The sequence below is a fragment of the Pseudomonas sp. 102515 genome, assembly GCF_031085165.1.
Lineage (GTDB): Bacteria > Pseudomonadota > Gammaproteobacteria > Pseudomonadales > Pseudomonadaceae > Chryseomonas.
The window spans coordinates 714,695-735,850 of sequence record NZ_JAVHTY010000003.1 but is presented as its reverse complement, the minus strand read 5'-3'; the positions used below and the strand labels follow the sequence as shown (position 1 = coordinate 735,850).

Genomic DNA, 21,156 nt, shown 5'->3' with positions numbered 1-21,156 from the left:
CCGTCTTCCATGCAGCCTCACGCGCCCTCCTACTACGCCGCCACCGCCAATCTGGCACTGGATTTTCCGCCCCTGGAGGGCGAGGTCCAGGCGGATGTCTGCGTGGTCGGCGGTGGCTTTTCCGGGCTCAATACCGCCCTGGAACTGGCCGAGCGTGGCGCCCGGGTGGTGCTGCTGGAAGCCCGGCGCATCGGCTGGGGCGCCAGCGGCCGCAACGGCGGCCAGTTGATCCGTGGCGTCGGCCATGACGTCGAGCAATTCGAACCGGTCCTTGGCGCCGAAGGCGTACGCGAACTCAAGCGCCTGGGCTTCATGGCGGTGGATCTGGTGCGTCAGCGCATCGCCCGCCACGGCATCGACTGCGATCTCACCTGGGGCTTCGCCGACCTGGCCAACAAGCCGCGCCACTGGCAGCACCTGCAGGAAGAACACGCCGCGCTGCAGGCGCTGGACTATCCCCATCCGCTGCGGCTGGTGCCCAGGGCCCGGCTGGCCGAGGTGGTCGGTTCCGATCGCTACCAGGGCGCCCTGGTGGACGAGGGCTCCGGCCACCTGCATCCGCTCAACCTGGCCCTCGGCGAAGCCGCCGCGGCCCGGGCGCTGGGCGTGCAGCTGCACGAAGACAGCCAGGTCACCCGCCTGGAATACGGTCCCCGGGTGCGCGTCCACACGGCCCGTGGCCGGGTGAGCGCCGACACCCTGGTGCTCTGCTGCAACGCCTATATCGACGACCTGCAACCCGACCTCGCCGCCCAGGTCCTGCCGGCCGGCAGCTATGTGATCGCCACCGAACCGCTCTCCGCCGAGCGCGCCGCGCGGCTGTTGCCGGGCAATCGCGCGGTCTGCGACCAGAACGTGGCGGTGGACTACTTCCGCCTCTCCGCCGACCGCCGCCTGCTGTTCGGTGGCGCTTGCCACTATTCCGGACGCGATCCCAGGGACATCGCCGGCTACATGAGGCCGAAGATGCTGGAGGTCTTTCCCGAGCTGGCCGAGGTCCGCATCGACTACGCCTGGGGCGGCATGATCGGCATCGGCGCCAATCGCCTGCCGCAGATCGGCCGGCTGCGCGAGCATCCCAACGTCTTCCATGCCCAGGCCTATGCCGGTCATGGGGTCAATGCCACCCACCTGGCCGGTCACCTGCTGGCCGAGGCCATCCTCGCCCAGTCCGCCGGTTTCGACCTCTTCGCGCAGGTGCCCCATGCGCGCTTTCCGGGCGGTCGTCACCTGAGGTCGCCGCTGCTGGCCCTGGGCATGCTCTGGTATCGCCTCAAGGACGGCCTGTGATCCGCCTGGTCGTGCCCCTGTCGCTGGCGCTGCTGGCCGGCTGCGCCACACCCATTCCGCGCCACGCCTCCCAGGTGCTGCCGGTCACCGGCACCGCCCTGGACAACCAGGTCCGCGCAGCCGGCGCCACCCGTCCGGGTCTTTCCGGTCTGCGCCTGCTGGAAACCAGCACCGACGCCTTCACCGCCCGCGCCGAGCTGATCCGCAAGGCCCAGCGCAGCCTGGACATCCAGTACTACATCGTCCACGACGGCCTGACCACGCGTCTGCTGGTCAACGAACTGCTCAAGGCGGCGGATCGCGGCGTGCGCATCCGCTTCCTCATCGACGACACCAGCAGCGACGGCAACGACTACCAGATCGCCGTGCTGGCGGCCCATCCCAATGTGCAGATCCGCGTCTTCAATCCGCTGCACCTGGGCCGCAGCACCGGTCCGACCCGGGCCCTGGGCCGGCTGGTGGATCTCAACCACCAGCACCGACGCATGCACAACAAGCTGTGGCTAGCGGATGACAGCGTGGCCATCGTCGGCGGCCGCAACCTGGGCGACGAGTACTTCGATGCACGCCCGGAGATGAACTTCACCGATCTCGACCTGCTCGCCGCCGGTCCGGTGGCGCGCCAGCTGGGCACCAGCTTCGACCAGTACTGGAACAGTCCGCTGAGCCAGCCGGCCCGGCGGCTACGCTGGTTCGCTCCCTCGCCCACCGCCCTGGTGCGGCTGCGCGCACGGCTGCACCACTATCTCGACAGCGAACGCACCCGCGATCTGGCGCTGTACAACCGCCTGCGCCGCTATGCCACCGCCCCGCAGCTCGACGGCTGGCTGCAGGAGCTGACCTGGGCCCATGCCCAGGCGCTCTGGGATGCACCGCGCAAGGTGCTGGCCGAGGACGAACCGGACTGGCAGCTGCTGCTCACCCATCAGTTGCAACCGACCCTGGACGGCGCCCAGCACGAGTTGCTGCTGGTCTCTTCCTACTTCGTGCCGATGAACCAGGGGGTCGCCTACCTGGGTGGCCTGGCCGCCCGCGGCGTGGACGTCCGAGTGCTGACCAACGCCCTGGAAGCCACCGACGTGCCCGCCGTGCACGCCGGCTATGCGCCCTATCGCGCGGCCCTGCTGGCCCAGGGGGTCAAGCTCTATGAGTTGCGCGCCCGTCCGGACCAGAAGCGATCCGCCCTGCCCTACAGCTTCGGCGAATCCGAATCCAGCCTGCACAGCAAGGCCATGGCCATCGACGGGCGCTGGTCCTTTATCGGCTCCTTCAACTTCGATCCGCGCTCGGTACTGTGGAACACCGAGGTCGGGGTGCTAGTGGACAGCCCCGCCCTTACCGGTCGCCTGCGCCAGCTGATGCTGCAGGGCATGGACCCGAGCGTCTCCTATGCGGTCGAGCGGGTCGGGGATCGGGGGCGGGTGCGGCTGGAGTGGGTCAGCGAGCGCGACGGCCAGCCCCGGGTGCTGCACCACGAACCGGGCAGCGCCTGGCGCCGCTTCAACGCCTGGGTGGTCAAGGCAGTGGGGCTGGAGCGGATGCTCTAGGCCTCACCCCAATCCTCTCCCAGGGAGAGGGGAGTTGGATCCCAGGTCGGGTTGAGACGGCTCCACCGGCGAAGCCCAGCGATCAGCACCGTGTCAACCCGGTTGGGCTTCGCTGGCGCCCAACCCAACCTACGCACTGCCTCGGCATCGCAGGTTGGGCTGAGAGAGCTCCACCGTCGAAGCCCAACGATCGGCACCACGCCAGCCCCGTGGGCTTCATGACTCAGCCCAGCCTACGACTCCATCAATCTCCCTGCATAAAATCCGGCAATTGATCATTTTATGAGCAGTAGTCGACCGGAACTTCGGCTAAGGTCGACCGCATTCATCGGCCCCGCTCCGGCGCCCGGCCGTCCCCTGCATCGAGGATCTCCCATGAGCGCTACCGCCCTGCGTCACGACTGGACTCTCGCCGAAGTCCGCGCCCTGTTCCAGCAGCCCTTCAACGACCTGCTGTTCCAGGCCCAGGGCGTGCATCGCCAGCACTTCGATCCCAATCGCGTGCAGGTCTCCACCCTGCTGTCGATCAAGACCGGCGCCTGCCCGGAAGACTGCAAGTACTGCCCCCAGTCCGGCCACTACAACACCGGACTGGAAAAGGAAAAGCTGATGGAAGTGCAGAAGGTGCTGGAGGCGGCCGCCGAGGCCAAGGCCATCGGCTCCACCCGTTTCTGCATGGGCGCCGCCTGGAAGCACCCTTCCGCCAAGGACATGCCCTATGTCCTGCAGATGGTGCAGGGCGTCAAGGCGCTGGGCCTGGAGACCTGCATGACCCTCGGCCGCCTGGACCAGGAGCAGACCCGCGCCCTGGCCGACGCCGGCCTGGACTACTACAACCACAACCTCGACACCTCGCCGGAGTTCTACGGCAGCATCATCACCACCCGCACCTACGGCGAGCGCCTGCAGACCCTGGCCTACGTCCGCGAAGCCGGGATGAAGATCTGCTCCGGCGGCATCCTCGGCATGGGCGAATCGGTGGACGACCGCGCCGGCCTGCTGATCCAACTGGCCAACCTGCCCGAGCACCCCGAGTCGGTGCCGATCAACATGCTGGTCAAGGTGCAGGGCACCCCGCTGGCTGAGGAAAAGGACGTCGACCCCTTCGACTTCATCCGCACCCTGGCGGTGGCGCGCATCCTCATGCCCAAGTCCCATGTGCGCCTGTCCGCCGGTCGCGAGCAGATGAACGAGCAGATGCAGTCCCTGGCCTTCCTGGCCGGCGCCAACTCCATCTTCTACGGTGAGAAACTGCTGACCACCGGCAATCCCCAGGCCGACAAGGACATGCAGCTGTTCGCCCGCCTCGGCATCCAGCCTGAAGCCCGCGAAGAGCACGCCGACGAGGTGCACCAGGCCGCCATCGAGCAGGCCCTGGTGGAACAGCGCAACAGCGAACTCTTCTACGACGCCGCCACCGCCTGATTCCGCGCGCCGCCCTGCTCTTCCCCCTCTCCCACGGGAGAGGGCCGGGGTGAGGGCGCACTCTACAACCCTCTCCACCGAGAACCCCCATGGCCTTCGACCTCGCCGCCCGCCTGGCCCAGCGTCACGCCGAGCATCTCTATCGGCGCCGCCCGCTGCTGGAAGCGCCCCAGGGCCCCGAGGTGGTGGTGGATGGCGAAGCCCTGCTGGCCTTCTGCAGCAACGACTACCTGGGCCTGGCCAATCACCCCCAGGTGATCGCCGCCCTGCGCGCGGGCGCCGAGCGCTGGGGCGTGGGCGGTGGCGCCTCGCACCTGGTGATCGGCCACAGCGGCCCGCACCACCAGGTCGAAGAGGCCCTGGCCGACCTCACCGGGCGGCCGCGCGCCCTGCTGTTCTCCACCGGCTACATGGCCAACCTAGCGGCGGTCACCGCCCTGGTCGGCCGTGGCGACACCGTGCTGGAAGACCGCCTCAACCACGCCTCCCTGCTCGATGCCGGTCTGCTCAGCGGCGCGCGCTTCGGTCGCTATCGGCACAACGATCCCGCCAGCCTGGCCACGCGCCTGGCCAAGGCCGAGGGCGACACCCTGGTGGTCACCGACGGGGTCTTCAGCATGGACGGCGATCTGGCCGCCCTGCCCGAGCTCTGCCAGGTCGCCCAGCGTCACGGCGCCTGGACCCTGGTGGACGATGCCCACGGCATCGGCACCCTGGGCGCCAGCGGTGGCGGCATCGTCGAGCACTTCGGCCTGGACCAGAGCCAGGTCCCGGTGCTGGTCGGCACCCTGGGCAAGGCCTGCGGCACCGCCGGGGCCTTTGTCGCCGGCAGCGAAGCGCTGATCGAGACACTGATCCAGTTCGCCCGGCCCTACATCTACACCACCAGCCAGCCACCGGCGGTGGCCTGCGCCACCCTCGCCGCCCTGCAGCTTGTCCGCGCGGAAGGCTGGCGCCGTGAGCTTCTGCACACTTTGATCCAGAGATTCCGCAGGGGCGCGACGGCTCTTGGCCTGGACCTTATGCTCAGCGCCACGCCGATCCAGCCCATCCTGGTCGGCGACAGCGCGCGCGCCCTCGCACTCTCCGCCGCCCTGCGCCGACGCGGGATCCTGGTCACCGCCATCCGACCGCCCACCGTACCGGCCGGCAGTGCCCGCCTGCGGGTAACCCTGACGGCGGCCCATCGCGAAGCGCACGTGGACCTCTTGCTCGACGCTCTGGCCCAGGCCATGGCCGAATTACCGCCTGACGCGGATAAGTGACCGACCCATGCGCGATACCCTGATCTTGCTGCCCGGCTGGGGCCTGGGCAACGCTCCGCTGGAGCCCCTGCGTGACGAACTCGTCGAGCAGGCCCCCTTTCTCGACGTGCTGATCGAACCGCTGCCGGCCCTGGCCGACACCCAGGCCTGGTTCACCGACCTGGAGGCCCGTATCGCCGAGGGCGGTTGGCTGGCCGGATGGTCGCTGGGCGGCATGCTCGCCAGCGAATTCACCCTGCGCCGTCCCCAGGGCGTGCACGGCCTCATCACCCTGGCCAGCAACCCCTGCTTCGTCGCTCGCGCCGGCTGGCAGACCGCCATGGCGCGCAGCGTCTTCACCGATTTCTTCGAGGCCTGCTCGCTGGACGCCGACCAGACGCTCAGGCGCTTCACCCTGCTGGTGGCCCAGGGCGCGCGCGACAGCCGCACCCTCGCCCGCCAGTTGCAGGTCACCCTGCCCGAGGTCGACCCCGAGGTGGTCATCGCCGGCCTGGAGCTGCTCGCGCGCCTGGACACCCGCGCCGCCCTGCAGGCCTTCAGCGGTCCCCAGCTGCACCTGTTCGGCGCCCATGACGCCCTGGTGCCGGCCACGGCGGCCCAGGCCCTGCGCGACGAGCTGCCCAACGCCCAGGTCGAGGTCCTGGAGCACGCCAGCCATGGCCTGCCCCTGGAGCGCCCGGACGAGGTGGCCGCCCGTATCCGTGAATTCATCTATGCAGGACGAGATGGCTGACGTATTGCCCGACAAGCGTCAGGTGGCGCTGTCCTTTTCCCGCGCCGCCGCGCAGTACGACAGCGCCGCCCTGCTGCAACGCCGGGTCGCCGACGGTCTTCTCGCCCGGCTACCCGCTCTGCATCCGCAACGCTGGCTGGACCTGGGCAGTGGCACCGGCTATTGCAGCCGCGCCCTGGCCCGCCACCATCCGCAGGCCGAAGGCCTGGCCCTGGACCTGGCGCCCGGCATGCTCCGCCATGCTCGTGCCCAGGGCGCCGGTGCCGGCCACTACCTGAATGCCGACGCCGAACGCCTGCCGCTGCGCGACGCCTGCTGCGATCTCGTCCTCTCCAGTCTGGCCCTGCAGTGGTGCCCGGACCTGCCCGCCGTACTCGCCGAGGCGCGCCGTATACTGCGTCCGGGCGGCGTAGTGGCCTTCAGCAGCCTGGTCGAGGGCACCCTCGACGAGCTGCGCCAGAGCTGGGCCCGGGTGGACGATCAGGTGCACGTCAATCGCTTCCGTCACCGGACGGCCTATGCCGCAGCCGCCCAGGCCAGCGGCTTGCAGGTGCTGACGCTGGAGGTCGCGCCCGAGCGGCTGCACTTCCCCGATCTGCGCGCCCTGACCCAGCACCTCAAGGCCATCGGCGCCCACAACCTCAACCAGGGGCGTCCCCAAGGCCTCACCGGGCGCCAGCGCCTGGCCGCCTTCACCCAGGCCTACGAGGGCCTGCGCGAGTCCGCCGGGCTGCCCGCCACCTACCAGGTGATCCACGTCCTGCTACGCAAGGAATGACCCCCATGTCCGCCTACTTCGTCACCGGCACCGACACCGAGATCGGCAAGACCACCATCGCCGCCGGCCTGCTGCACCGGGCCCGGTTGCAGGGTCTCGCCACCGCCGGGGTCAAGCCGGTGGCCTCCGGGTGCGAACGCACCGCCGAGGGTCTGCGCAACGGCGATGCCCTGGCCCTGCTCGGCGAGACCTCGCTGCCGCTCGGCTACAGCGACATCAACCCCATCGCCCTGGAACCGGCCATCGCCCCGCACCTGGCGGCTCGTGAAGCCGGCATCGACCTCAGCGTCGCCGCCCTGGCCGCACCGGTGCGGCGGATCCTGGCGCTGCAGGCCGACTTCAGCCTGGTGGAAGGCGCCGGCGGCTGGCGCGTGCCCCTGGCCGGCCGGGAGTCCTTGTCCGATCTCGCCCGTGAGCTGGGTCTGCCGGTGATCCTGGTGGTGGGTGTGCGCCTGGGCTGCATCAACCACGCCCTGCTCAGCGCCGAGGCCATCCGCGCCGACGGCCTGCCCCTGGCCGGCTGGGTCGCCAATCTGGTGACGCCGGCTACCCTGCGCCTGGACGACAACCTCGCCACCCTGCACGAGCGCCTGCCGGCGCCCTGTCTGGGCACCGTACCGCATCTGGCCACGGCCACGCCCGCCGCAGTCGCCGCGCACCTGCGCCTGCCTGGCTGATATCAGTCTTTCGGGCGATGGCCGCAGGGCCAGGCCGGCGGCAGACTGCCCTGTCCACCGCTGCCGGATCGCCCCAGTGCCCACCTTCGAATTCCTGACCTGCCTGGGCTTGCTTGGCCTGACCAGCACAACCTGGGCACTGGACAACCAGACCCTGGTGGAGCAGCGCGGCGAGCGCCTCGGCGCCTTCCTGAGCCAGGAGCCGGATACCCGCCAGGGCACCCTGGAGGTCAGCCAGAGCGGTCTTGCCAGCCAGGCCTATCTCACCCAGAGCGCCTCCCAGGGCGACCGTACCCGCGTCGAGCAGGGTGGCGTCGGCAATTTCGCCAATGTCACCCAGGCCGCCGGCGGCGCGCGCGAGGTGCTCATCGACCAGCGCGAGGCCAGCCAGAGCCACGCCTATGTCTATCAGGGCCATGGCCAGCGCAACGCGGTGGAAATCGTTCAGCGCGGCCTGCTCGACGAAGCCCTGGTGCGCCAGGGCGGTGACGACCAGCGGCTGCGCATCGAGCAACAGGGCGCGCGCAACGGGCTGAAGCTGTTCCAGGACGGTCGCGACAGCGCTGTGCGACTCAGGCAGGTGGGCGACGATCATGTCCAGGACGTGCTGAGCCTGGGCGCCCGCAACGAGGTCGAGCTGCTGCAGGGCGGCGGTGTCAACCGGGCGGTGGTCGAGCAGCGGGGTGACGACAACCGGGCCGCGATTCGCCAGAGCACACGACAGCAGGAGGCGGAACTGGTCCAGATCGGCCAGCGCAACAGCGCGACGGTGCAGCAGAACAGCCTCGCCGATCGATCCCAGAGCGTCAGCGTGCGACAGTTGGGCGACGACAACGCTGTCCAGGCGAGCGTGACCGGCACGGGCAACCGCCTCGAACTGCAACAGCAGGGCAATCGCAACAGCGCCAGCGTCTTGATCGGCGGTGACGATTCCCGGCTGGCCCTGGCTGCCCAAGGCCACGATAACGAGATCAGTGCGGTCTGGGTGGGCGACAACGTCGAACTCGGCGTCGAGCAGTTGGGCGACGGCCATCTCCTGCAGGCAGGGCTGGCCAGCGACGCCCGAGTCAGCGCCAGCCAGCAGGGGGCCGGCCAGTACGCCGCGATCAGTCAGGCAGCCCCGGGCAACAGCCTCGACCTGCGCCAGAGCGGCCAGGGCAACCGGGCGACCATCCGGCAATAGCCAGACACAGGCGGCGACACGGGCCGCTGGTTCTTTGGCGTCAAAGCTGCTTCAATAGCCCTTTGACATCACCGTCGAGGACCCTGTCCATGAACGTGACTTCAAGCAATTCGCTTTACGCCGGGGTGCAGGCCTACCAGAACGGTAGCCGCACGGTCGAAAAGGCCGGTGCCGCTCTCGCCTCCCAGACGGCGCGCAACGAGCAGCAAGCCCTGGGCGCGACCACCAACAGCCAGGCCGACCTGGCCAGCGAACTGGTCAATCTGGATGTCGGCAAATACCAGGCGCTGGCCGGTACCAAGGTCATGCAGGCCTCGCAGGAAACCCTGGGCCGGCTGCTCGATACCCGGGCCTGATCAGCAATTCTCTGAGTGAAAGGGGCGCCCTGAGAGGCGCCCCTGCTGCATTCTAGCCAAGACGGAAACGGGTGGTATTGGCCGTCAGGGTGCGACTGCCCGCCTCCAGACCCACCGCCGTGCTCTGCACCGTGCGCGCGTTGCCGAGCAGATCGGCCGCGGCCCCATCGACCTGCTGGATGTTGCCGCTGACCTGATCGGCGGTGACCGCCTGCTGTTCGGCGGCGGTGGCGATCTGCACCAGGGTGTCGGAGACGCCCTGTACCGATTCGGCGATCTCTTCCAGCCGCCGTCCCAGCCCGGTGATCGACTGGGCGTCGCTGGCGGCCTGGCCGCAGGCATCCTGCATCAGGGACACGGCCTGGGCCACGGTGCCGCTCAGGCTGCCGACGGTCCCGGCGATCTGCGCCGTGGAAGCCTGGGTGCGCTGCGACAGCGAGCGCACCTCGTCAGCGACCACCGCGAACCCCCTTCCCTGGTCACCCGCCCGGGCCGCCTCGATGGCGGCGTTGAGGGCCAGCAGGTTGGTCTGTTCGGCGATGCCGCGGATGACGTCCACCACCTGCTGGATCTGCCCAGCCTGGGCATTGACCTGGGCCATGGCCGCAGCCGTCTCGTCCAGGCGCTGGTTGAGGCGCTGGATGCTGGCCGTGGTCTGACGACTGTCGCTCTGGCTGGCCTCGGCGATGTCGCGCATCTGCTCGGCGCGGCCGGCGGCCTCTTCGCAACTGCGCGCCACGCCCTGGGCGGTGGCGGCCAGTTCGGTGGCCGCGGTGGCGATCTGGGTGATCTGCTGGCGCTGGGCTTCCACGGCGCCCAGCGCCGCCTCGGCCTGCTGGCCCAACTCGCCGGAAGCCGTACCCACCTGGCGACTCTCCTGCTCGACCGCCTGCAGGCTGCCCCGCAGCTGCACCACGGCCAGGTCCAGGGCGCGCCCGATCTCGGCCAGTTCGTCCTGCCCACTCACCTGGGCCGAGCGGGTCAGATCGCCGTCGCGCAGGCCTTCGGCCAGGGTGGTGATGCGCCGCGCACTGCCGCGGATGGCGACCTGCATGCACAGCAGCAGATAGCAGGTCACCACCAGCAGTAGGCCGAAGCCGGCGGCGATGGCGCCAAAGCGGCGCACGGCATCGGCGCCATAGTATTGCAGCCGTTGATCCAGGTTCTTCAGGGTCTGCTGGCGGAAGGTCTGCAGACCCTGCAGGACACCGTCCAGGGTGGCTTCGAACTGCTCCGGCTTGAGCGTGATCTCGCCGCCGAACACCCCCTGATCGAGGGTCTTGAGACTGGCGTCCAGCTGGCTGCCGACCTTCTGGTAATCGTCCTTCCAGCCGGCCATGTCGGCGGGCAGCTTGTTGCCGAGCAGGACGGCGACCTTGGCCAGGCTCTCGTTGGAGTCGCCGACGCGGGCGCGCAGGTCGCGCAGCTGCAGGCGGCTCTGCAGGCTGAACTGGCCGGAAACCACACTGGCCTGGCCGACGCTGGCCAGGCGGCCGAGGCGTTCGTACAGCTCGACCGACTGGGTGGTGCCGATCTGCATCAGCAGATAGGTTTCCATCCAGGGATCGAGGATGAGGCCGCTGTCCAGGGCGATTTCCTCGCGCAGCGCCTGGACGGCGCCGAGGGCGGCGGTGAATTTGTCATAGCCGTTCGGCCACCAGCCCACGCCACGCAGATCCGCGACCTCGAGCCCGGCGAGCGCCTGCTGCAGGGTCTTGAAGCGGGCCCGCACATCCGCGCCGACCCCTTCGATCTCCAGTTGCTGTTCGAGCCGGGCGAGCCGCTCGCGACGACTGTCGTTGCGACTTTCCAGGGCGGCGATGGCGGCCTGCACGGCTGGCGTTTCCTGACGGCTGGTGTCGATCGCCTTCCAGCGCGCGGTCAGGTTGCGCCGGAGGGTGAGTTCTTCTTCCACGGCGTCGAGCCGTTGCAGCAGCCGCACGCCACTGCGCTCGCCACTGACGGTGGCCAGCTTGGCCTGGAAATCGGCGCCCAGCAGCCAGAGACTGACCGCCAGCGGCAGGATGAACAGCACCAGCAGCAGGGCGAACTTGCGGGCGAAGCCGAACTGGCTCAGCACGCGAATCCCCGGTGACAACAAAACACCCATGTTCGACCACTCCTGTGCCAGCCACCGGCAAGCGTCGGCTATCCGTTGCGGATAGCTATAAGACGATTTGTCGGCAAACTAACGACTTTCTTGAAAGATAGGGCACAATCGCCGCCCTCCCGTATTCCCAGACCCGGTCCTGTACTCAGGCCCGGGCGTTGCCGTTAAAGGACCGTCCGCGTGGAACGCCTCAAAGCCAAGATTCGCAGCGAAGGCCAAGTACTCTCCGAGCAGGTGCTCAAGGTCGATGCCTTCCTCAACCACCAGATCGATCCGGCGCTGATGCGCGACATCGGTCAGGAGTTCGCCCGCCGCTTCGCCGACGCCGGCATCACCAAGATCGTGACCATCGAAGCCTCGGGGATCGCCCCGGCGGTGCTGACCGGACTGGAGCTGGGCGTGCCGGTGATCTTCGCCCGCAAGCACCAGTCGCTGACCCTGACCGACAACCTGCTGGTGGCCAGCGTCTATTCCTTTACCAAGCAGACGGAGAGCACCATAGCCGTCTCGACCATGCACCTTTCGGCCGACGATCGGGTGCTGATCATCGACGACTTCCTCGCCAACGGTAAGGCGGCCAAGGCGCTGATCTCCATCATCGGTCAGGCCGGGGCCCAGGTCGTAGGCCTGGGCATCGTCATCGAGAAGTCCTTCCAGGTCGGTCGCGCCGAACTGGACGCCCAGGGCTATCGCGTCGAATCCCTGGCCCGTGTCGCCTCCCTGGCCGATGGTCAGGTCACCTTCGCCGAGTAAGCCATGGCTCAGATACTGCGCATTCTCGGGGCCGATCTCGATCGCACCGAAACCTGGATCCGTTACGACAAGGCCATGTGCCTGGACTGTGTGTCCAGCTGCTGCACCCTGCCGGTGGAAGCCCGCCTGTCCGATCTGATCCGCATGGGCGTGGTGGACGAATTCGAGAAGGGCGAGCCGCTCAAGGACATCGCCAAGCGGCTCAAGAAGGACGGCGTGGTCGAACGCCTCAACGCCAAGACCGGGTTGTTCACCCTGGTGCGGCTGTCCAACAACGACTGCATCTATCTGCATCCCAAGACGCGGCTGTGCACCATCTACGACCAGCGTCCGGAAACCTGCCGCAACCACCCAAGGGTCGGCCCGCGTCCGAACTATTGCGCCTACAAGCCGCAGAAGCTGCGTTAGAGGGCGGCCCGTCGTAGGCTGGGCTGAGCGCCAGCGAAGCCCAACGGGGCGTGTCACGGCATGCCCGCATTGCTGGGCCTCGACGAAGCAGCCGTCCCAACCCAACCTACGGGTACCCAAAGCCCTGTAGCGTGGAAAACCGCGCAGCGTTTTCCACAGGCCTGCTCGCCAATACCAGGTGGATAAGACCGGCGCCGTTATCCACTCTACACACAGATCATGGCCAGGGCGGCGCTCAGAACTCGCCGCTCTCCATCGCCCTTTTCATGTCCGCCCGTTCTTCCAGGCATTCCGGACCGGCCATGTCGAAGATCCGGCAGACCCAGGGGCGTACCTCGTAGATGCTGCAATTCATCTGCTCGCGATCCAGGGCCGCGCACCAGCCGTCATCGAGGCGCCTCATGCGGGTGCCGGTCCAGTCTTCCTCGATGTAGCGGGCAGGCACGCCGGCATCGTCGAACAGCAGGACTTCCTGGCGGCAACACCAGGCCTGACAGCTCTCGCAGGTCACGGTAGGGGTGGAAAGATCGTGCAGGGGGATGTCGCTCATGTGCGCAGTGTACCGCCCCTGACCGCCCAGCGGTTTCCGGCCGATGGCTGGACCAGTTACCATGCGCGTCCCTGACGGTTGTAACCAGTTGTGACCATGCCCAAGCCCTCTTCTCGCGCAGGAGCCGCCATGACGGCCGCACCCCGCTATCGCTTCTATGTCGTGGTCGCCGTGCTGATCCTGCTGACCTGCGTGGTTGCTGGCCGCATCACCTACCTCAAGCTGATCGACGCCGCCTTCCTCGGCGACCAGGGCGACCGCCGCTCGGTGCGCCACATTCCCATTCCGGTCACCCGTGGCATGATCACCGACCGCAACGGTGCGCCCCTGGCGGTTTCCACCGAGGTGGTGACCATCTGGTGCAATCCAGCCGAGATGCAGGACAGCGCCGACCAGTTGGGTCGCCTGGCCCAGGCCATCCACAAGCCCGAGGCCGAGTTGCGCAACCTGATCCTCGGCCATCCGGAAAAGCACTTCCTCTACCTGGCCCGGGCGCTGTCGCCCATCGACGGCGAGAACATCATGGCTCTCGGCGTACCCGGGGTACGCCAGATCAAGGAATACAAGCGCTACTACCCCAGCTCCGACCTGGTGGCCCAGGTGATCGGCATGGTCAACATCGACGGCCATGGCCAGGAGGGCCTGGAGCTGGGCTTCGAAGACTGGCTGGCCGGTCGCGGCGGGGTACGCGAGGTGCTGATCAATCCGCGCGGTTCGGTGGTCAAGAACATCCGCGTGGTGCGCCAGCCGCAACCGAGCAAGGACGTGGCCCTGTCCATCGACCTGCGCCTGCAATTCATCGCCTATCGCGCCCTGCAGACCGCGGTGGAGAAGTTCGGCGCCCAGTCCGGCTCCGCCGTGCTGGTCAATCCCAAGACCGGCCAGATCCTGGCGATGACCAACTTCCCCTCCTACAACCCCAACAACCGCGCCACCCTGCAGATCCCCAACATGCGCAACCGCACCCTGACCGACGCCTTCGAGCCCGGTTCGGTGATCAAGCCGTTCAGCATGTCGGTGGCCCTGGCCTCGGGCAAGTTCAACGAGAACAGCACCGTGGACGTGGCGCCGGGCTGGATGACCATCGACGGTCATACCATCCACGACGTGGCCAAGCGCGGCGTGCTGACCATGACCGGGGTGCTGCTCAACTCGTCCAACATCGGTATGAGCAAGGTAGCCCTGCAGATCGGGCCGCTGCCCATCTACGAGCAGCTCAGCCGGGTCGGCTTCGGCAACCCCCTGGCGCTGGGCTTCCCTGGCGAGAACGCGGGCTACCTGCCCGGCCACACCAAGTGGTCGCAGATCGCCACGGCCAGTATGTCCTTTGGCTACAGCCTGGCGGTCAACGTCGCGGAGCTGGCCCAGGCCTACTCGGTGATTGCCAACGATGGCCTGCTCACCCCCTTGACCCTGCTCAAGGACCAGAAGCAGCAGAGCGTGCAGGCCATGGACCCGACCATCGCCCGGCGCATCCGCATGATGCTCAACCACGTGGTGGAAGACGAGGGCGGCGTGATCCGCGCCCGGGTCCCTGGCTATCACGTGGCCGGCAAGTCGGGTACCGCGCGCAAGGCCGGCTCCGGCAGCTACACCGAGCACGCCTATCGTTCGATGTTCGTCGGCATGGCGCCGGCGGCCGATCCCAAGCTGGTGCTGGCGGTGATGCTGGATACCCCGACCAAGGAAGGCTACTTCGGCGGCCTGGTCTCGGCGCCGACCTTCAGCGAGATCATGTCCGGCGCCCTGCGTGCCCTGGCGGTACCGCCGGACAACCTGCCCGACACCAATACCGCCCAGCAGGCGAAATCCGAGCCGCACCCCCACGGCTAGCCGGGGAACGGCCACAAAAAAGGGCGACCCCGGGGTCGCCCTTTTGCATGCCGCGCCCTCTGTCAGCGGTGCAGCACGTACTGACCGGTGAAGCGCACCCCATCGTCACCGCTCTCGGTGACGATGCGCGACTGCAGGGTGATGCGCGCGCGACCGCGGCGGCGGAAGGTGGTCTCGAAGCGGTCCCAGGCGCGCGCCTCGGGCGGCTCGCCATAGGCCAGGGCATCGGCGGTGATGGGCCGCGGATAGCTGATCTGGCCTTCCTGGATGAGGATGTGGCCTTCCTCGATGCCGGCTTCGCGCAGGCGCAGGTACAGCCAGCCCCAGCCGGCCAGCACGGCCACGCAATAGAGGCTGCCGCCGAACATGGTGCTGGCGTGGTTGATGTTGGCATCCAGCGGAGCATGCAGCTGCAGGCGCTGCTCGCTCCAGTCGCGGACTTCCAGGCCCAGGGCCTTGGTGATGGGAATATCGTGGTGCAACAGGGATTCGAGGTGACGGCAGTCGCGGCTCATGCCGGGGTCCTTACAGACAGAATTTCACTATCAGGAGCAGACGCAAGCCATGACCCATGGGTCACGTCCTGGCGCCATTGTGCACCAAGGAAGGCCGCTCCGGGGAAATCGCCGCCGGCAGGCGGAAGCGGATACGGGCGCCGCCCAGACTCGACTCGTCGATGGTCAGGCTGCTGCGATAGCCTTCGAGGATGTCCTGCACCACCGCCAGGCCAATGCCCTGCCCGGGATGCCGACTGTCCATGCGCATGCCGCGGCGCAGCACGCTTTCGCGCCGTTCGGCAGGGATGCCGGGACCGTCATCCTCGATGTCGAGCACCCAGTGCTCGGTATGGCGGCGGGCGCTGACCCGCACCTGGGTCAGGCAGAGGCGATAGGCGTTTTCCAGGAGATTGCCGAACACCTCCAGCATGGCGGCTTCCTCGGCCTGCACCCGCAGATTCGGCGGCAGGTCCATTTCGGCCTGGACGCGTTTCTCGGCATAGACCTTGTCCAGGGTGCTGAACAGGGATTCCAGCAGCGGCGCCAGTTCCAGCGGCCGGCTGAGCACCGCGCCGCCCTGGCGTGTGGCCCGCTGCAACTGGTACATCACCTGCTGGTTCATGCGCTCGATCTGGGTCTGCAGGGTGCCGACCTCCTGATCCAGCTGCGGCCGCCGGCGCAATTCTTCGGTCACCCCCTGCAACACCGCCAAGGGGGTCTTCAGGCTGTGAGCCAGATCGCCCAGGGTGTCGCGATAGCGCTCGCGCTGCAGCCGTTCGTGGTCGAGCAGGCGGTTCAGCGAGCGGATCAGCCGGCTGATCTCGCTGGGTACGTTCTTTTCGTCGAGCAGCTCGCGCTGGTCGGTTTCCACCGCGTCCAGCTGCTGGCTGAGGCGGCGCAGCGGGCGCAGGCTCCATTGCATGACCAGGGCCAGCAATACCAGTAGCGCGCCCAGCACCCCGACCAGCCAGAGAATCACCTGGTGCACGAAGGTCGCGCGCAGCCGTTCGTATTCCTCGGCGGGCTGCATGGTGACGACACTGAAGCCGGCCACCGGCGGATTGCCCAGCAGCACCTCGCGATCGAAGACGAAGAAACCCTGGCCCTGGTCGTCGGTGGCCTTGACCAGCTTGACCCCGCCCCCATCGAAGGTCGGCCGGTAGTTGGGCCGCTCCTTGATCGCGGAGCGCGAGCGCCAGAGCAGGCGACCGTTCTGGTCGTAGACGTAGCCGAGGATCGGCGAACCGGGTCGGTCGAAGACCTCTTCGGCGATCATCTCCGGCATCGCCAGGCGCCCGTCGATGGCCCGCGCCGCGCCGATCAGGGTGTTGGCATTGGCCTCCAGCCGCGCGGCGACGAAATTTTCCACGGTTCGGTCGAAGGCATTGCGGATCGCCGGCACGATCAGCGCCAGGCAGACGATCACCAGCAGCGCCGCGCTGAGCAGCAGCCGCACGCGAAAGGAGCGGATCACTGGCAGCGCTCGGTGAACAGGTAGCCGCGGCCCCGGACCGTTTCGATGGGTTGCATCTGGCAGCTGGCCTCCAGCTTGCGCCGCAGGCGGCCGACCAGCACCTCGATGACGTTGCTGTCGTGCTCGCCGTCATCGTCGTAGAGCTGCTCCATGAGCCGCTCCTTGGTGATCACCTGCTGGTGGTTGCGCATCAGGTATTCCAGCAGGCGGTATTCGTAGGCGGTCAGCTGCAGCGGCTGTTCTTCGTTGAAGGCCTGCTGGCGGCCCAGGTCCAGCTTCAGCGAGCCGGCGCGGATGCTCGGCTGGACGAAACCCGCCGAGCGGCGCAGCAGCACATTGAGGCGCGCCTCCAGCTCTTCGAACTGGAACGGCTTGACCACGTAGTCGTCCGCCCCGGCACCGAGGCCCTCGACCTTGTCCTGCCAGCTGCCGCGGGCCGTGAGGATGAGGATGGGCAGGGTGGCACCCTGGTTGCGCAGCTGACGGATCAGATCGAGGCCGCTCATGCCGGGCAGGCCCAGGTCGATGATGGCGAGATCGTGATGGAATTCGCGGGCGCTGTAGAGCGCTTCTTCCGCATCGGCCACGGCATTGACCACATGACCGGCTTCACCCAGACGCACCTTGAGGTGGTGGCGCAGCAGGTTTTCGTCTTCGACGACGAGGATCTTCATGCAGACTCCTGAACAGCTAACGAGACTCTCTGTGGCTGCGACCGCACGTAGCTCACGCTTCGCGCAGCGGCGCCCGGGTACCGATTATGGCGGCTTTGGCGGGCTGACGGCGAGCGCGGGTAAGGCATGGACGGGGTCACTCACTTTATTCCAGGCAAAAAAAACCTCTCCAGTTGGAGAGGTAAGGAGCACTTCATGGGGATCGGAAACTGCCGTTGGGGGACGGCTCCGTCGCGAGACGGCTACAGGGGACCAGAGCTGACTTGGTGACCCTGCAGTGGAGTTACAAGGATGAACATCGCCAGGTCGGGTCGAAGTGTCCGGGCGATCTGCCGTAGCGGGAGCTGCGCTAGGGTGAACATGTCCGGGCGACCTCGGCGTTGCTGATCTGACAGTTGCAGATTAGGCCAATGGCCCTGAACGCTGCCTGAACTCGTCCTGAACGCTAGCTGAACGGCCGTGAAGTGGCGCGAGAGCGACGGACGGCAGCGGTTGCCGATCCGTCGCCCGGCGGAGGCTCAGGGCAGCTTGCCCAGGCAGCCGCCAAGGGTATCGGCCACGCTCTGCAGGAGCTGGGCATAGCCATCAGCACCGGCCGGAATGTGCGCGCCGAGGGGATCGAGTTCCACCAGGGTCACCGGCAGACCACTGCCCAGGGTGGTGGCGATCTTCGGCTGCAGCGGCGGCTCGGTGAAGACGCAGGTCGGGCCGGCGGCCTTGAGCTCTTCGCGCATGGCGGCCACGTGGCGCGCGCCGGGCTGGACGTCGGCGCCCAGGGCGAAGACGCCGCGATGGCTCAGGCCATAGGCTTCCTCGAAATAGTCGAAGGCTTCGTGGAAGACGAAATAGGGCTTGCCGGCCAACGGCGCCAGCTGGGTGCGTAGGCTCTGGTCCTTGACGGCCAGTCCGTTCTCGAACGTCTTGAGGTTGGCCGCGTAGCGTTGCGCATTGGCCGGGTCGGCCTGGCTCAGGTCGGCGGCCAGCCGGGCGGCGATCACCCGGGCGTTGGCCGGGCTCAGCCAGAGGTGGGCATCCAGGCTGCCCGGACGGTGGTCGTGGTCGTGGGCGTATTCGGGTTCGCCGCCCTGTTCATCACCGTGCGCATGCTCGTGCTCGTGCTCGTGCTCGTGCTCATCGTCGTCATGGGCGTCCGCATGCTCTTCGCCGAAGCGGCGCAGGTGCAGGCCAGGCAGCTCCTGGACGGCCAGGCTTGGGCCCTGGCGCTCCTTGAGCACCGCCGGCAGGAAGGCTTCCAGGTCCGGGCCGATCCAGTAGACCAGGTTGGCCTCGCGCACCTGGCGCAGGTCCGAGGGCCGCAGGGCGTAATGGTGCGGCGAGGCGCCCGGCGGCAGCAGCACGGCGGGCTGGCCGGTGCCGTCCTGGATGGCCGCGGCGATCAGTTGCAGGGGTTTGATGCTGGTCAGCACCTTCACCTCGGCCTGGGCGGGCAGCAGGGTGCAGGCGAGCAGCAGGGAGGCGACGAGGGGTAGGAGGCGCGGCACGTGAAAATCCCGATTCTTAAGAGAGGTGCAATATAATAACGTCCTGGCTCCCAAGGTACCGTTTCATGTCCGACGCCCCCCTGGCCTTTCGGCCCCACGATCATTCGCGCTGCGTCGCCCACGCGTTGGCCGAGGCCGACACACTCTGCAGCCGCGCCGGCGTGCGCCTCACCGATCTGCGCAAGCGGGTGCTGGAGCTGGTCTGGCAAAGCCACAAGCCGCTCGGCGCCTACGACATCCTGGCCGTGCTCAGCGAACAGGACGGTCGCCGCGCCGCGCCGCCCACCGTCTACCGGGCGCTGGACTTCCTGGTCGAGAACGGCCTGGTGCACCGCATTGCCTCGCTCAACGCCTTCGTCGGCTGCAACCATCCCGGCGAGGCCCACCAGGGCCAGTTCCTGATCTGCCGCAGCTGCCAGGTGAGCATCGAGCTGGAACAGCCGGCCGTGCACGAGGCCATCCTCGACGGCGCCAGTGCCGTGGGCTTCCAGGTGGAAGGCCAGACCGTGGAAGTGGTCGGTCAGTGCGCCGCCTGCCGGAAACAGGCATGAGCGAGGCGCTGATCCGGCTGCAGGATGTCGGCGTGACCTTTGCCGGGCAGCCGGTGCTCGACCAGGTCAGCCTGACCCTGGATCCCGGCCGCATCGTCACCCTCATCGGCCCCAACGGCGCCGGCAAGACCACCCTGGTGCGCAGCGTGCTCGGCCTGCTCACGCCCGATCGCGGCAGCGTCTGGCGTCGCCCGCGGCTGCGCATCGGCTACATGCCGCAGAAGCTGCAGGTGGATGCCACCCTGCCGCTGTCGGTGCTGCGCTTCCTGCGCCTGGTGCCGGGTGTGACCCGCACCAGCGCCCTGGCCGCCCTGGGTGAAGTAGGCGCCGAAGGCGTCATCGACAGCCCCCTGCAGAGCATTTCCGGCGGCGAGTTGCAGCGGGTGCTGCTGGCCCGCGCCCTGCTCCGCCAGCCCGAGTTGCTGGTGCTCGACGAACCCGTGCAGGGCGTCGACATCAACGGCCAGAGCGAGCTGTACCGGTTGATCGGCCAGTTGCGCGAGCGCCATGGCTGCGGCGTGCTGATGGTCTCCCACGACCTGCACCTGGTCATGGGCGCCACCGACCAGGTGGTCTGCCTGAATCGCCACATCTGCTGCTCCGGCCATCCCGAGCAGGTCAGCGGCGATCCGGCCTACCAGGCACTGTTCGGCCAGAGTGCGCGCAACCTCGCCGTCTACCACCATCACCACGATCACGCCCACGACCTGCATGGCGGCGTGGTCAAGACCCCGCATGTCCATGGAGCCCACTGCAAGCATGGCTGATTTCCTGCTGTATGCCCTGCTCGCCGGTCTCGCCCTCGCCCTCGTCGCCGGCCCCCTCGGCTCCTTCGTGGTCTGGCGGCGCATGGCCTATTTCGGCGACACCCTGTCCCATGCCGCCCTGCTCGGGGTGGCCGTGGGCTTCCTGCTGGATGTCAGTCCGACCCTGACCGTCACCGTTGGCTGCCTGGCGCTGGCGGTGGTGCTGGTGGTGCTGCAGCGCCGTCGCGGCCTGGCCGCCGATACCCTGCTCGGTATCCTCGCCCACAGCACCCTGTCGCTGGGGCTGGTGGCGCTGTCGTTCATGCACGAGGTGCGCATCGACCTGATGAGCTACCTGTTCGGCGATCTGCTGGCGGTGGGTCCTGGCGATCTGCGCTGGATCCTCGGCGGCAGCGCCCTGGTGCTGGCGGCCCTGGCCTGCCTGTGGCGGCCGCTGCTGGCCATCACCGTGCACGAGGAACTGGCCCAGGTCGAAGGCCTGCCGGTGACCTGGATCCGCCTGGCGCTGATGCTGCTGGTGGCCATCGTCATCGCCGTGGCCATGAAGATCGTCGGGGTGCTGCTGATCACCTCGCTGCTGATCATTCCCGCCGCCACCGCCCAGCGCCATGCCCGCAGCCCCGAGCAGATGGCCTGTGGTGCCAGCCTGCTGGGCATGGCGGCGGTCTGCCTGGGCCTGACCCTGTCCTGGTACCAAGACACCCCGGCCGGGCCCTCGGTGGTGGTGGCCGCTGCCGGGATGTTTCTGCTGGGCTACCTCCTGCCCCGCCGCGCCTAGGCGTA

The 21,156-nt window shown here is 68.1% G+C and carries 21 protein-coding genes; 15 read left to right on the top strand and 6 right to left on the bottom strand.

The genetic code is table 11. The features are described 5' to 3' along the window. Positions 1-9: 9 nt before the first annotated feature. From RCF34_RS14770 to RCF34_RS14730, 9 genes are all read left to right on the top strand, one after another. The gene (locus RCF34_RS14770) at positions 10-1,290 is read left to right on the top strand and encodes an FAD-binding oxidoreductase (RefSeq protein WP_308708819.1); all 1,281 of its coding nucleotides are present in this window, start codon (positions 10-12) and stop codon (positions 1,288-1,290) included. Next, positions 1,287-2,837: a phospholipase D family protein gene (locus tag RCF34_RS14765; protein WP_308708818.1), complete on the top strand. Its 1,551-nt coding sequence runs from the start codon at positions 1,287-1,289 to the stop codon at positions 2,835-2,837. The genes RCF34_RS14770 and RCF34_RS14765 overlap by 4 nt, the downstream gene beginning before the upstream one ends. A 375-nt stretch (positions 2,838-3,212) precedes the next feature. Further along, positions 3,213-4,262 (top strand): biotin synthase BioB, encoded by a 1,050-nt coding sequence (gene bioB, locus RCF34_RS14760; protein ID WP_308708817.1) that lies wholly within the window; start codon positions 3,213-3,215, stop codon positions 4,260-4,262. Positions 4,263-4,351: 89 nt separating this feature from the next. After that, the gene (bioF, locus tag RCF34_RS14755) at positions 4,352-5,527 is read left to right on the top strand and encodes an 8-amino-7-oxononanoate synthase (RefSeq protein ID WP_308708816.1); all 1,176 of its coding nucleotides are present in this window, start codon (positions 4,352-4,354) and stop codon (positions 5,525-5,527) included. Positions 5,528-5,534: 7 nt separating this feature from the next. Further along, the gene (locus RCF34_RS14750) at positions 5,535-6,260 is read left to right on the top strand and encodes an alpha/beta fold hydrolase (protein ID WP_308708815.1); all 726 of its coding nucleotides are present in this window, start codon (positions 5,535-5,537) and stop codon (positions 6,258-6,260) included. Continuing rightward, entirely contained in the window at positions 6,241-7,038 is a 798-nt protein-coding gene (gene bioC / locus RCF34_RS14745) for a malonyl-ACP O-methyltransferase BioC (protein WP_308708987.1), read from the top strand. The genes RCF34_RS14750 and bioC overlap by 20 nt, the downstream gene beginning before the upstream one ends. Positions 7,039-7,043: 5 nt before the next feature. Further along, entirely contained in the window at positions 7,044-7,715 is a 672-nt protein-coding gene (gene bioD, locus RCF34_RS14740; RefSeq protein ID WP_308708814.1) for a dethiobiotin synthase, read from the top strand. Between the two features lie 76 nt (positions 7,716-7,791). Next, positions 7,792-8,898 carry a hypothetical protein gene (locus RCF34_RS14735; RefSeq protein WP_308708813.1) on the top strand — a complete coding sequence of 369 codons (1,107 nt, stop codon included), beginning with the start codon at positions 7,792-7,794 and terminating at the stop codon, positions 8,896-8,898. 89 nt (positions 8,899-8,987) lie between these two features. Continuing rightward, positions 8,988-9,254: a hypothetical protein gene (locus tag RCF34_RS14730; protein ID WP_058791715.1), complete on the top strand. Its 267-nt coding sequence runs from the start codon at positions 8,988-8,990 to the stop codon at positions 9,252-9,254. A gap of 52 nt (positions 9,255-9,306) precedes the next feature. Here RCF34_RS14730 and RCF34_RS23090 read toward each other — a convergent pair whose 3' ends face one another. After that, entirely contained in the window at positions 9,307-9,951 is a 645-nt protein-coding gene (locus RCF34_RS23090) for a methyl-accepting chemotaxis protein (protein WP_374941198.1), read from the bottom strand. A gap of 1,593 nt (positions 9,952-11,544) precedes the next feature. On the opposite strand from RCF34_RS23090, the gene RCF34_RS14720 reads away from it, so the two are divergent. After that, positions 11,545-12,117, top strand: a complete 573-nt coding sequence (locus tag RCF34_RS14720) for a xanthine phosphoribosyltransferase (protein WP_308708811.1) — start codon at positions 11,545-11,547, stop codon at positions 12,115-12,117. Positions 12,118-12,120: 3 nt separating this feature from the next. After that, a complete protein-coding gene (locus RCF34_RS14715) occupies positions 12,121-12,525 on the top strand; it encodes a YkgJ family cysteine cluster protein (protein ID WP_093255091.1) in 405 nt (134 codons plus the stop codon). A 235-nt stretch (positions 12,526-12,760) separates the two neighbouring features. Here RCF34_RS14715 and RCF34_RS14710 read toward each other — a convergent pair whose 3' ends face one another. After that, positions 12,761-13,075 carry a YkgJ family cysteine cluster protein gene (locus RCF34_RS14710; RefSeq protein WP_158890356.1) on the bottom strand — a complete coding sequence of 105 codons (315 nt, stop codon included), beginning with the start codon at positions 13,073-13,075 and terminating at the stop codon, positions 12,761-12,763. A 129-nt stretch (positions 13,076-13,204) separates the two neighbouring features. On the opposite strand from RCF34_RS14710, the gene RCF34_RS14705 reads away from it, so the two are divergent. Continuing rightward, positions 13,205-14,908 carry a penicillin-binding protein 2 gene (locus RCF34_RS14705; protein WP_308708810.1) on the top strand — a complete coding sequence of 568 codons (1,704 nt, stop codon included), beginning with the start codon at positions 13,205-13,207 and terminating at the stop codon, positions 14,906-14,908. A 62-nt stretch (positions 14,909-14,970) separates the two neighbouring features. Here RCF34_RS14705 and RCF34_RS14700 read toward each other — a convergent pair whose 3' ends face one another. The 4 genes from RCF34_RS14700 to znuA all read right to left on the bottom strand — a co-directional run bounded on the left by RCF34_RS14700 (position 14,971) and on the right by znuA (position 19,055). Beyond that, on the bottom strand, positions 14,971-15,423 hold the full coding sequence (locus tag RCF34_RS14700) for a thioesterase domain-containing protein (protein ID WP_308708809.1): 453 nt from the start codon (positions 15,421-15,423) through the stop codon (positions 14,971-14,973). 61 nt (positions 15,424-15,484) lie between these two features. Beyond that, positions 15,485-16,879 (bottom strand): ATP-binding protein, encoded by a 1,395-nt coding sequence (locus RCF34_RS14695; protein ID WP_273805656.1) that lies wholly within the window; start codon positions 16,877-16,879, stop codon positions 15,485-15,487. Then, positions 16,876-17,553, bottom strand: a complete 678-nt coding sequence (locus RCF34_RS14690; RefSeq protein ID WP_007159882.1) for a response regulator transcription factor — start codon at positions 17,551-17,553, stop codon at positions 16,876-16,878. The genes RCF34_RS14695 and RCF34_RS14690 overlap by 4 nt, the downstream gene beginning before the upstream one ends. 518 nt (positions 17,554-18,071) lie before the next feature. Then, complete coding sequence (gene znuA, locus RCF34_RS14685; protein WP_308708808.1) at positions 18,072-19,055, bottom strand: zinc ABC transporter substrate-binding protein ZnuA; 984 nt, start codon at positions 19,053-19,055, stop codon at positions 18,072-18,074. Between the two features lie 65 nt (positions 19,056-19,120). Between znuA and RCF34_RS14680 the strand changes: the two genes are divergently transcribed. From RCF34_RS14680 to znuB, 3 genes are read left to right on the top strand one after another with little or no spacing between them, the layout of a single operon-like run. Then, positions 19,121-19,606 carry a Fur family transcriptional regulator gene (locus RCF34_RS14680; RefSeq protein ID WP_308708807.1) on the top strand — a complete coding sequence of 162 codons (486 nt, stop codon included), beginning with the start codon at positions 19,121-19,123 and terminating at the stop codon, positions 19,604-19,606. Next, complete coding sequence (gene znuC, locus RCF34_RS14675; protein ID WP_308708806.1) at positions 19,603-20,373, top strand: zinc ABC transporter ATP-binding protein ZnuC; 771 nt, start codon at positions 19,603-19,605, stop codon at positions 20,371-20,373. Before RCF34_RS14680 ends, znuC begins: the two co-directional genes overlap by 4 nt. Beyond that, positions 20,366-21,151: a zinc ABC transporter permease subunit ZnuB gene (znuB, locus tag RCF34_RS14670; RefSeq protein WP_308708805.1), complete on the top strand. Its 786-nt coding sequence runs from the start codon at positions 20,366-20,368 to the stop codon at positions 21,149-21,151. Before znuC ends, znuB begins: the two co-directional genes overlap by 8 nt. Positions 21,152-21,156: the final 5 nt, after the last annotated feature.

Excerpts from the sequence above, each read along its gene's own strand:
- bioD (WP_308708814.1), top strand. The coding sequence starts at position 7,044 with ATGTCCGCCTACTTCGTCACCGGCACCGACACCGAGATCGGCAAGACC.
- bioC (WP_308708987.1), top strand. The coding sequence starts at position 6,241 with ATGCAGGACGAGATGGCTGACGTATTGCCCGACAAGCGTCAGGTGGCG.
- bioB (WP_308708817.1), top strand. The coding sequence starts at position 3,213 with ATGAGCGCTACCGCCCTGCGTCACGACTGGACTCTCGCCGAAGTCCGC.
- RCF34_RS14750 (WP_308708815.1), top strand. The coding sequence starts at position 5,535 with ATGCGCGATACCCTGATCTTGCTGCCCGGCTGGGGCCTGGGCAACGCT.
- RCF34_RS14710 (WP_158890356.1), bottom strand. The coding sequence starts at position 13,075 with ATGAGCGACATCCCCCTGCACGATCTTTCCACCCCTACCGTGACCTGC.
- RCF34_RS14700 (WP_308708809.1), bottom strand. The coding sequence starts at position 15,423 with ATGAGCCGCGACTGCCGTCACCTCGAATCCCTGTTGCACCACGATATT.
- RCF34_RS14690 (WP_007159882.1), bottom strand. The coding sequence starts at position 17,553 with ATGAAGATCCTCGTCGTCGAAGACGAAAACCTGCTGCGCCACCACCTC.
- bioF (WP_308708816.1), top strand. The coding sequence starts at position 4,352 with ATGGCCTTCGACCTCGCCGCCCGCCTGGCCCAGCGTCACGCCGAGCAT.
- RCF34_RS14770 (WP_308708819.1), top strand. The coding sequence starts at position 10 with ATGCAGCCTCACGCGCCCTCCTACTACGCCGCCACCGCCAATCTGGCA.
- znuB (WP_308708805.1), top strand. The coding sequence starts at position 20,366 with ATGGCTGATTTCCTGCTGTATGCCCTGCTCGCCGGTCTCGCCCTCGCC.
- RCF34_RS14715 (WP_093255091.1), top strand. The coding sequence starts at position 12,121 with ATGGCTCAGATACTGCGCATTCTCGGGGCCGATCTCGATCGCACCGAA.
- RCF34_RS23090 (WP_374941198.1), bottom strand. The coding sequence starts at position 9,951 with ATGCGCGACATCGCCGAGGCCAGCCAGAGCGACAGTCGTCAGACCACG.
- RCF34_RS14705 (WP_308708810.1), top strand. The coding sequence starts at position 13,205 with ATGACGGCCGCACCCCGCTATCGCTTCTATGTCGTGGTCGCCGTGCTG.
- RCF34_RS14730 (WP_058791715.1), top strand. The coding sequence starts at position 8,988 with ATGAACGTGACTTCAAGCAATTCGCTTTACGCCGGGGTGCAGGCCTAC.
- RCF34_RS14680 (WP_308708807.1), top strand. The coding sequence starts at position 19,121 with ATGTCCGACGCCCCCCTGGCCTTTCGGCCCCACGATCATTCGCGCTGC.
- znuC (WP_308708806.1), top strand. The coding sequence starts at position 19,603 with ATGAGCGAGGCGCTGATCCGGCTGCAGGATGTCGGCGTGACCTTTGCC.